The organism is Massilia aurea (assembly GCF_014200505.1).
Lineage (GTDB): Bacteria > Pseudomonadota > Gammaproteobacteria > Burkholderiales > Burkholderiaceae_D > Telluria > Telluria aurea_B.
On record NZ_JACHBX010000006.1, the window covers coordinates 333,376 to 343,984 of the forward strand.

The window sequence follows — 10,609 nt, forward strand, 5'->3', positions numbered from 1 at the left end:
GATCAGGTTCCGATAAAGGCGGCGTGCAGCGATTCGCCGGCCGATTTGAGTGAGAGGGCGCCTTGCGCCAGGTAAGTCGAGACTTTCTTGATCGCGTAGTCGGCGCTGACCTGGTCTTCGACCCAGTCGAGCTGGTCGAAGCCGATGTGGTGTTCCAGCCCGACCTGCGGATCCATGATCGCCTGCAGCGTCTGCGCCGAGGCGCCGGAAAACCCCAGCACCAGCACCGGGCGCTCGTCCTGGTGCGTGACGAAGACTGACAGTTCAAAGTCGGCGCGCAGCAGGAACGGCGTGATCAGGTGCATCCAGAACGCCGCGACCTGCTGGCGCTGCAGGGCTTCCGCAGGCAGTGGCAATACCAGACTTTTCTCGAGGCGGCTCGAGCTGGTCGCCATCACCGGCTGCAGCAGCAGGCCGAGCGCCAGCAGGATCTGGCGCGTCGAGACGTGAAATCCGGCGCGCCCCAGCATCGCGTCGAGCGAGCCGACCGTCTGCTGCGCCATGAACCCATTCAGTTCAGCCGTACTGGCCGTGCTGTCGGGATCGAAGTCGACCGTGGCCGTCGCGGCCGTTTGCAGGACCGGCGCTGGTTCCTGGGCCCGCATCACGTCGGCGCTGATCGTCTCGAGCCGGTTCCACAGCCGCGCCAGCATCAGCGGGCTGTTGGCAACGAAGGTGGCCGGCGTGGTGATCGCCATGGTGCTCATCAACAGGAACGGAAAGCGCCGGCCCGACTGGTCGGTGCTGGCCACCAGGTGGCCGGCCACCGCGCGCCCGCGCCGGGGCCCGATGAAGGCGAAGTTGATGGGCGCCAGCGCATCGTAGTTGCGCTTCCAGCGCGCGTCGGCGCTGAGCAGGTCGATCGCCTGCGCCAGCCAGGCGTCGAGCATGCTGCTCAGCGCCGCATTCTCGCTCGCCTTGACGAAGTCGGCCCGGGTCGGGATCTTCCCGAAGTACCCGACCGGAATCGCGACCGGACGACTCATGGCTTGCTCCCGCCCGCTGCCGTTCCCGCTGCTGCGCCGGTCACCGGCGCGCCAACCGGGGCGGCGGCGCTCGTCGGCGCGAGCGGCGCCGAGACCGCGATCGTGTCCGGCAGGCGCATGCGACGGAAGCCCGCTGCCGCGCCGGGCGCCGGTGCTGCAGCCTGGGTAGTCGCCACGATTTTCAGATTGGCACGCACGATGACGCCGCTGTTTTCCCAGCTTAGCTCGAACACACCGTTGTCACGGCGCTGGCGCTTGGCGGCATCGATCATTTTCTTCAGGCCGAAGTGACCCGGCTCGTTGAGCAGCACGACGGTGCGTCCCTCGGGCGTCATGGCGCTGATGCGCGAGCCCGGTACGCCGCGCGGGTTTGGCCACACCATCTGCACGAACGGCTGCGGCTGGCCGCGCCAGCGCAGCGACTGGCCGTCGATTTCGACCGTGAACTCGGTTGCGCCTGTTGCGCCCAGTGCCTGGACTTCAAAGCGCGTCTGGGCTTCGCTAGCGCCGGCACTGGCAGCCACGCCGCCGGCCGACAGCGGGGCGATCCAGCTCGGGAAGCTGCTCACCACGCCGGGCGCGAGGTTGATGCCCATGTTCGCCCAGGTCTTGGCGCTGATCACGTCACCACGGCGCACGACGAGCGGGCCGATGGTGGTGTTGAAGTACTTGGCAATCGACCCCTCAGGACCGAATACCTGGCCGATTTCAGCGTCGCTGGCTTCCACGGCCGAATTCGGCGCGAACGGGTATTTCACGGCCAGCGTGCGGTTGAACGGCTCCAGCACCTGCGCGGCCCACACCTTGTTGATCTCGGCCTCGGTCGGGCGCACGATCACGGCAAAGGTCTGCATCAGCGGACGCACCAGCAGGGGCCGGATGGCGCTTTTCTGCGCGTCCGTCATCCCGATCAGCATCTGCTCGTCGACATACTTCAATGCTTCAGCCAGTTCGGAGCCGGAACCGTCAAGCGTCTGCTGCATGAACTGCTTGGCGCCGGGGCCGGTGTCGCCCTGGTTCTTGATCTGGTTGAAACGCGCACGCAGCTTGGACAGCATGTCCATATAGCCCTTCATCAGCGTCGCGCCGTTGTCCTTGCTGACCACCAGGCGGGCCACGCCCGAGAACTCGCGGCCGACCGGGCCCATCGGGATCGGGGCGGCGCCCGGCTTGCTGGTCGTGTCCAGATTCACGTTGATCGCCGACGGCTTCTGGCGCAGGATCGTTTCCTTGAACCAGCCCATGGCGCCGCGCTGGGCGCGCTGCAGGCCGGCGTCGATCAGCGACGGGTTGTCCCACGAGGTTTCGGCGTACACCGTCTTGATCAGTTTATCGATCGGCGAGGATTCCGGATCGCCCAGGCGGTTCATGGCGGTCGCCGCCTGGTCGAAGCCATTGAGTTCGCGAATGCTCACGCCCTGGATAAACTTTTGCCACTGCTGCGCGTACTCGTTCTTGTACAGCGCGAGCAGGGCCTTCTGGATCTGCTCGGGGCTGCCTTCGAGCGTCAGGTCATCCTTGGCGGCCGTCTTGAGCACCCAGTCGGTGCTTTGCAGTTCGCGGTTGGCGGCGTCGCGGAACGCACCCTGGATGTAGTTGTCCCAGGCGTCGCGGGTGAAGGTGCCGGGAATCGCATAGCTGCCGACGACCAGTTCCTTGTCGCCGTCGCCGACCACGCGCGCCACCGTCATCGACGGGAAGCGGGTGGCAGCGCGGGCCTTGACGTCGGCATACACGCGCTCGCGCGCCGGCATGCCGCGCACCACGCGGCGCAGGTTGTCGCGGGTCTGGTCGACCAGCGCGAGCTTGCTTTCGATCGTCGGCCAGGCCGGATCGTTCAGCTGGCTCAGGTAGAACGAAATCATGCGTTCGGCGCTGCGGATCATCTGTTCGCGCGTCATCGTGCCACGGTTGCTGTCGAGCCAGACGCGCCAGAAGCGGGTCAGCTGGTCGTTCAGGTGACTGGCTTCGGCGCGCGATTTGTCGCTCAGCATCAGGTAAGTTTTCAATGCGTTGTAGGCATCTTCGACGTTGGCCGGATTGGCATCCTTGAACTGCAGCGCGCCGAAATTGACAGCGGCGGCAGGCGCCAGTGGCGTGGCCGGCAGCGTCCCGGGCGCGCCGGCAGGGGCCGCAGGTGCAGAACCCGTGCCGGGTGCAGCTGCAGCAGTAGCAGCAGCCGCAACCGGCACGACCCCGCCGACTGCACCCGACTGCGGCGGCGCCGACATAGGCTGCAACTGCGCCGCGCCGCTGTTGACTTCACCCAGGAAGGCTTCGAGCGACTGGCCCACCGGTTTGAGCATCACTTCCTTCATGCCCGCGAAGTATTCCTGGCGCAGCTTCTGCTCGAGGATTTCGCCCTGGTACAAGCCCAGGCTCAGCGCCAGCGGGCGCTTGTCGCGGTAGGCGTCAAGCTGTTCGATGCGGTCCTGCAGGATTTCCAGCGCCTCGAAGCGCGATGCCAGGTCGAGCCGCTTGTCCTGCACCTTGATGGCCTGGTCCAGATCGGCCTGCACATTGGCCACCAGCTGGCGGTTGGCCAGGTACGACCACGACCAGCCGCCGAGCGCTAGGCCGGACAGTGCCACGACGGCAAAGAACGTCACGTAGCGGGCACGGGTCTTGGCCGGACTGGCGTACTGCGCCACCAGGTCCTTGTCGGCAAAGATCACCTTGCGGAACAGGTTCAGCAGGAAGTAACCGTGCTGCTCCTGCACTTCGGAGCGCGAGGCCGGCATCATCTGCAGGTCGAAGCGGTGCGCGACGCGTTCGGACGAGGCCGACACGGTCTCGCCTTCCTGCACGGCGCTGGTGAAATAGAAGCCTCGGAACACGGGTTTGAACTGGAACGGGTTTTCTTCGAACAGCGTGGCGATGAAGGTGCGCAGCGGGCCCTTGATCGAGCTGAATTCGAGCGGGAACGTGAACACGCCCGGCGGCATCTGCTCGCGCCATTGCAGGGCCATATTGGCCATGCTCAGCTCTTTCAGGCCATCGTACAGTTCGTCGAAACGGGCATCGAACTGCTCGAGCACATCGGCTTTCGAGCTCGTCTGGCTGTAGGGCAGGGTGGCGCCCCAGACCTTGTCGCGGTCGCCCCGTTCGGCATCCTGGAAGAATTCGTTGAAGCCCGTGATCAGGTCGGCCTTGGTGAACATCACGTAGACCGGCGCATGCACTTCGAGGCGCTCGGTCAGTTCCTGCACACGCTGGCGCAGGTTCTTGGCCAGGTTGATCGCGAACTCGGGCCGGTTGCCGGTCAGCTCAGCGATGCTGACCGCGATGATGATGCCGTTGATTGGCGCGCGCTTGCGGTATTTCTTCAGCAGGTCGAGAAAGCCCATCCACTCGCCGCGGTCTTCTTCATTGACCGAGTAGCGTCCCGCCGTGTCGAGCAGGATGCCGTCGGTGGTGAAGAACCAGTCGCAGTTGCGGGTACCGCCCACGCCCTGGACGATCTTGCTGTCGGCGAACGGGAACTGCAGGCCCGAGCTGGCAATCGCCGTGCTCTTGCCGGCCGCCGGGTTGCCGATCACCATATACCAGGGCAGTTCGTACAAGGCGGCGTCGCCCGAGAGCTGGCCCAGCTTCGAGGTCTTGATCGTGCCGATCGCTTCGACCATGCGCTGGCGGATCGCTTCGTTCTCTTCGCGCTGCGCCGCGTTGGCCACTGGCGCGGCCGCCTGCTGTTCGAGCATGCCACCGAAGGCCGCGCCCGAGCGCAGGCGCATCTGGCGCTTGTAGAGCCAGACGGCGCCGTACAACAGCAGCGCCGCGAGCAGCGCGGCGCCGACCCAGACGTACGAAACGTCGAACACGGCGGCGGCGATCAACAGCGCCAGGGCAAAGGCTGCGAAGCCGATGGCGGCCAGGCTGAAGCGAGCGGTAAGGGTATGCCAGAATCGTTGCATCATAGAATGGGCGCGACGGACGTCAGTTGAAGGGAAAGGAGAAATTGGCTCATGCGGCGAGTGAAACAGGTTGCGGCGACAGTTGCGGTGCCGGTTGCGGTCCCAGCAGTGCAACGCTGCGCTGGACCGGGTCGAGGTTGCTGACGCACAGCGCGGCGCCGGCGCCGCTACGCACGTGATGCTGGGCCAGCACCAGCGCCGCGAGCAGCGTGGCGTCGCCGGCATCGCCGCACGAACCTGCCACGGTCACGACCTGGTCGACCGGATCGAGGTCGGGCAGCAGGTTGGTTGCCATGCCGAGCGTTTCGCCGACGCGGCTGGCGCGGGCGTCGCTGTCGGCGCTCACCAGCGTGACGGTACTGGCGGCAATGCCGGCGCTGGCCAGCAGGTCGGTCGCCTGCTGCGTGATCAGGGCGCTGTCGATGCGGCCACGGCCGTCGGCCGAGCTGGCGCGCGCGCCACTGGCGGCCGGGTATAGCAGCGCTGCGTCGGGCGCGTCGAACAGGGTGCCCTGGGCGCGGTCAGCCAGCAGCACGCCGGCTGCGCCTTCACCGGGTACGCGGCCGTTCGGGTTGCGGCTGTCGAGCAGGATGAATTGCTCGGCCCAGGCCTCGACGCTCCCTTCGCCGATTCGCGAACCGCACGCCATCAGCATGCACAGGAACGGTTGACCAGCGCGCTGCGCGCGGCCGGCCAGCGTGTCCACCAGCGCGAGTGGCCCTGCTGCGACGTCCGCGCCGGCATCGGCCAGCACGGTGGCAACGTGGGCTTGCGGCCAGCCATGCAGCTCGACGATGGTGCGCAGCCAATCGGCGGCGACGGCGCGTTGCGCTGCATTCCATTCGGTGGGCAGGAGCAGTACCAGTTGCAGCGTGGGCAGGGGCGGGGTTGCCTTGCCAGCCTGAAGCGCATCGAGATAAGCCGGCAGCGCCGGGTGCGGGCCGAGCTCGAACGCCAGTTCGCTAGCGACGACGCTGCCCAGGGCCAGCGCACGCCACTGTTCGTCATCCAGCACATGGTCGGGATGGTGCAGTTGCAGCCATTCATCCATTGTTTCTTGCTGCGCCAGGATGTCGACGCTGTCCGCACGGCCACTGAGGATCGGGTAGCCGCGCCCGTCCAGCAGCGTCGGGTCGAGCTGCAGATTGGCCTGGCGCGACCGTAACGATTCGCTCAGCGTGTGGACGTTGTCGCCGTGCGGCATGTTCAGCGCACCAGCTAGGACCACCAGCGCGGCCGGCTGCGCGGCATTGGGTACAGGCGCTGCCGCGGCCTGCGACGCCGTCGCGGCGGCCACGGCAGCGGCTGCAGCCGAACGCGCACTGACAGCAGCGATGATCTTGCGGCCTGCCCACAGCACGAGCAGCAGAAACAGCGGCATCAGCAACAGCCAGATGACGATATCCCCGGTGTCCGGCATGCGGGTGGTGGAGCGCCAGTACCACAGGGCGCCCAGCCAGCAGGCGCTGAACGCGGCGGCAACGATCAGGGTTCGGCTCAGCCAGGGACGCATCGGTTCTGCCTTTGCAGGTAATAAGGTGGCATGGTCAGACCTGGTCCACGGTGCTTTGCTGGCTGGCGATCAGCGTTGCGCCGCAGCTGGTCAGGTCGCCGTGGCGGGCCACCGGCTTGCCATCGACGATCATGGTGGGGTCGCCGCTGACGATCACGCACTGCGAATCGCCGTGCAGCGGACAGACGACGGTATCGCCGACGCGCGCAATGGGCACGCCACCGCTGTCGCTGACCATCGATGCGCTCGCCACGACCCCGCCATGCGAGGTCTTGTCGCCCAAACGAATTACGGGACCTGCCATCACGTCTCCCTAAGACTTTCGTTTCATCACGCCGGGCACCCGCAACTCGGTATGCCCGAAATCCATCATCTTCCAGCGGCCGCCCCAGGTGAGGCCTACCGACTCGGCCACCTGGCCGTACAACTCGTAGCCGCGCATGGCCCACGGATCCTTTTCCGTGATCACCAGCTTGCCGTCGCGCAGAAAGGCGCAGTCGGCGGCCAGGCCATGCTGGTGCCAGCTTTGCCAGGCGCCGGCATTGGTGACGCTGCTGCCCATCGAGGCCAGCGCATTCTGGCGCTCGGGGCTGCGATAGCCTTCGAGGATCGCCATGTCGTAACCGTGCTGCTCTTTCATGATCTTGAACACCAGCAGCAAGCGCTGCGTGAATTCGGGGTCCAGCAATGCCCAGTTGCGGCTGGCCGTGCGCAGCAGCGGCCGCTCCACGGCAACGTCAGCGGTCGCAAACACGGCTGGTGGCAGCGTCGCCGGCGGCGCCAGTTGTTCGCCCTGCAGCAGCGACGCCACTTGCGTATTGACTTCGCGGGTCGATACCTCGTAGCCGTCCAGCATATGGCTGCCACCGGACAGGAACACCAGCGCCGGTGGCACTGCCAGCAGCGCCGCCGCCAGCAGCCATGGCCAGTAACGAACGGCTGACTGGACTGGGCGGCGCGGGGTGGCGGGCACTGCAGGCACTGCACCCGCAGTGGACCGCGCAGCAGGCGCGCGCATGCGCTTGATGCCCGCCAGCCATGCGCCCAGCTGTGATTCCATACGCGCTGCGGCCTGCATTGCCATGCCTCGCCCTGCAGGGAAAAACACCAGCCAGCCAATCAGGCAGGCCAGAACAAAATACAGGGCAATTGCCATTAACAACACTTTGACTCCGTGTCCATCCAGTCGCCGACGCCTGGCGCCAGACGGCGTGCCAGATACCCGACGAGCGGTATTTCTTCCAAGTACAACTTACTAGTCTGATAAGAACGGCTCATTCTACCCAACTGTGGAGTCTTCTGCGCAACTGACTGTTGGCAATTGTGTGGGGTATCGCGTTAGTCAATTTATTAGCGTAAAGTATTGCAACAACGATCAGGAGCTTGAATTTTGCAACGAAAAGACAAGATTTCCAGCAATGGACCACCTAGTTTGCTGACCCCTGCACAGCAAGCCGAAGCCGAGCGCAACCGCATACTGTCGACGCTGGAGGCGTCCGGCGGCAAGCGCTCACCAACCTCGTCGCCCAACGCGAGGCACGGTTCGCGCGCGCCCTGGATATGGGCATTCTCGGGCTTGCTGGTGGCGGCCGTGGCTGGCGGCGCGGGGCTATGGTATGGCCAGCAGCGCGAACCATCGACGCCGCTGATCGTTGCTGCGGCGACACCAGAAGCCGTTGCGCAGACCGATGTGGCTGCCAATGGCGCCGTCACGCCAGCAGCGGCTGAACCAGCAACGGCGATCATCGAGGAAGACCACCAGGCACGCTCGGCACCACTGCCGGACGCGCAACCGAGCCTGAGCGAGATGCTTGCTGCCGAGCCGCCAGCGCCACCTGCCGCTGGCGCCACCGGCGACGTCCTGAGCCAGGCGCTGGAAGCACCGGCCGGTTCTGCGCTTGCCGCGGCAGCGGCCGCGCCGGTCGCCGCCAAGGTTGCCGCGAGGGGCGCCGAGCGCGCAAGCGCGCCGGCCAAGCCAAAGCCACCGGTCAAGCGCGTGGCCGCCGTGAAACCTGCGCCGAAGGCGGTACCGAAGCAGGCGCCGAAACCTGCGCCGGCGCCGGACCGCGACGTAATGCTGCTGTCGGCCCTGATCGCGCATGCCCAGGCATCCGAGCCAGCCCCCCAGGCCAGGACCCGTGCCAGCCTCGAACAGGAACTGGCGTACTGCAAGAAGCAGCCGAAGGCCGAGCTGGCCGCGTGCCGCAAGCGGGCCTGCGATGGCCGCGCCACGGCTGCCGCCTGCAAGGTGAAACGATGAGTGTGGCGCTGGTCGACGATGTACTTGCCGCGCTGGCCGGCTTTTCCAGCCGCACCAGGCTGTACGCCTTGCAGCTGGGCGATGACGAAGGCAGCAGCGGCCTGATGGTCGAAGCGTTCGCCGCCGATGACGGCGTACAGTCAATCGGCACGCGCGACGTGATCGTGCTCGCCACCGATGCCGCGCTCGACCTCGCGTCGCTGCTGGGCCAGTCGGCCGTGCTGGAGACCAGCCTGGCCGACGGCACGCGTGCCCGCTTCACGGGCCTGGTCAGCGAAGCGGCAATGCTGGGCAGCTTTGGCGGCCTGGCGCGCTACCGGCTGCGCTTGCAGCCGTGGCTGTGGCGCCTTGGCCAGGTGCGCAACAGCCGCGTATGGCAAGACAAGACGGTGATGGAAATCGTTGACATCGTGTTCCAGGAACACGCACCACACGCCGTCTGGCGCTGGAGTGACGAAACATCGGCCTTCATGGCCGATGCCGGCGCGCGCAGCTATTGCTGCCAGTACCGCGAATCCGACCTGGATTTCGTCACGCGGCTGCTGACCGAAGAAGGCCTGAGCTGGCGCATCGAAGAGACGGACGAGGGCCACGGCGTGGTGCTGTTCGGCGACAGCAGCCAGGCCAGCGCGACCCCCGAGGACGCCAGCAGCAGCGCCGGCGGCGGCATCCGTTTCCATGGCGCGCGCGCCGGCGAAGCGCACGACAGCGTGCAATCGCTGCGGGCACGGCGCAGCCTGCGTGTGGGCCTCTCCACCGTGCTCAGTTACGACTACAAGGCCAAGAAAGCCGTGGCCGCCAGCGTACCGACCGCGGGCGCCGTGGGCGGTCCCAACGCGCCGCTGCTGGAAAGCTTTGATACGCCCGGCCAATACTTCTACGCTGACGGTGCTCAGGCGCGCCGCTATGCGCTGTTGCAGATGCAGGCCAACGAAGCGCGCCGTCACCTGTGGCAGGCCCGCTCGACAGTGCGCACGCTGCGCGCTGGCACCCGTTTCAGCCTGACGCAGGGGCCGCTGCAAGCGGGCGCCGGCACGGGCGACGATGCCGATCCGGCGTATGTCGCACTGCGCGTCGTGAGCGTGGGCGTCAACAATCTGCCCAAGCCGGCCAGGGAGGGACTGGCCGAATTGTTCGGGCCAATCCCGAAGTTGCTCGAACAGACACTGCCCGAGCAGGATCCCGAACTGGCCGCCGTCATCGCCCAGGCCAGCACCAGCGGCTACGCCAACCTGATCGATGCCATCGCGGCCGCTACCCCCTGGCGTCCGGTGGTTGGCGAAAACGGCTTGCGCCACCATCCCAAGCCGACCGCCCACGGCAGCCAGAGCGCGATCGTGGTCGGGCCCGAAGGCGGCGCCAGCGCGAGCGGCGCCGATGAAATCCATTGCGACCGCCTGGGCCGCGTGCGCATCCGCTTCCACTGGCAGGAAGACGCCAACGCGACCTGCTGGGTACGCGTCGCGCAGCGCTCGACCGGCGGCGGCATGGGTAGCCAGTTCCTGCCGCGCATCGGCCAGGAAGTACTGGTGCAGTTCCTTGAAAACGATATCGACCGGCCGCTGATCGTCGGCGCGCTGTACAACGGCCAGGGTGAAGGCGGCACGCTACCGACCCCGGGCGGCAAGAGCGAACAGGAAAGCGACACGGCGATCTTCGGCGCGGCCAACGATCACGCCATCTCGGCGCAGGGCAACCTGGCGGGTGGCAACGGGCCGCTGTGGCACGGTGCGGCGGCGGCGAGCGCCGGTCACCGCAACAGCGCCGCGCAGTGGGGCATCCGCAGCAAGGAATTCGGCGGCAGCGGCTACAACCAGCTCGTGTTCGACGACACTGACAGTCAGGGCCGTATCCAGCTCAAGAGCAGCCACGCCGCTAGCGAACTGAATCTGGGCCACCTGATCCATACGGCCGACAATTACCGCGGCAGCCTGCG

7 protein-coding genes are annotated in these 10,609 nt (G+C 66.6%); 2 read left to right on the plus strand and 5 right to left on the minus strand.

The genetic code is table 11. The features are described 5' to 3' along the window. Positions 1–2: 2 nt before the first annotated feature. Genes tagF through HD842_RS23570 form a run of 5 tightly spaced genes read right to left on the minus strand, consistent with a single transcriptional unit; the run spans position 3 to position 7,578 of the window. On the minus strand, positions 3–986 hold the full coding sequence (gene tagF, locus HD842_RS23550; protein ID WP_183558540.1) for a type VI secretion system-associated protein TagF: 984 nt from the start codon (positions 984–986) through the stop codon (positions 3–5). After that, positions 983–4,900, minus strand: coding sequence for a type VI secretion system membrane subunit TssM (tssM, locus tag HD842_RS23555; protein WP_183558655.1), 3,918 nt, complete (start codon positions 4,898–4,900; stop codon positions 983–985). Before tssM ends, tagF begins: the two co-directional genes overlap by 4 nt. Positions 4,901–4,949: 49 nt before the next feature. Further along, positions 4,950–6,413 (minus strand): hypothetical protein, encoded by a 1,464-nt coding sequence (locus tag HD842_RS23560; RefSeq protein WP_183558544.1) that lies wholly within the window; start codon positions 6,411–6,413, stop codon positions 4,950–4,952. A gap of 34 nt (positions 6,414–6,447) precedes the next feature. Beyond that, positions 6,448–6,717: a PAAR domain-containing protein gene (locus tag HD842_RS23565; protein ID WP_183558547.1), complete on the minus strand. Its 270-nt coding sequence runs from the start codon at positions 6,715–6,717 to the stop codon at positions 6,448–6,450. Between the two features lie 9 nt (positions 6,718–6,726). Then, positions 6,727–7,578, minus strand: a complete 852-nt coding sequence (locus tag HD842_RS23570) for a M15 family metallopeptidase (protein WP_183558550.1) — start codon at positions 7,576–7,578, stop codon at positions 6,727–6,729. 267 nt (positions 7,579–7,845) lie between these two features. Between HD842_RS23570 and HD842_RS23575 the strand changes: the two genes are divergently transcribed. Continuing rightward, positions 7,846–8,673 carry a hypothetical protein gene (locus HD842_RS23575; RefSeq protein ID WP_183558553.1) on the plus strand — a complete coding sequence of 276 codons (828 nt, stop codon included), beginning with the start codon at positions 7,846–7,848 and terminating at the stop codon, positions 8,671–8,673. Further along, on the plus strand, positions 8,670–10,609 hold a 1,940-nt coding region (locus HD842_RS23580; protein ID WP_183558557.1), incomplete at its 3' end, for a type VI secretion system Vgr family protein. The genes HD842_RS23575 and HD842_RS23580, both read left to right, overlap by 4 nt.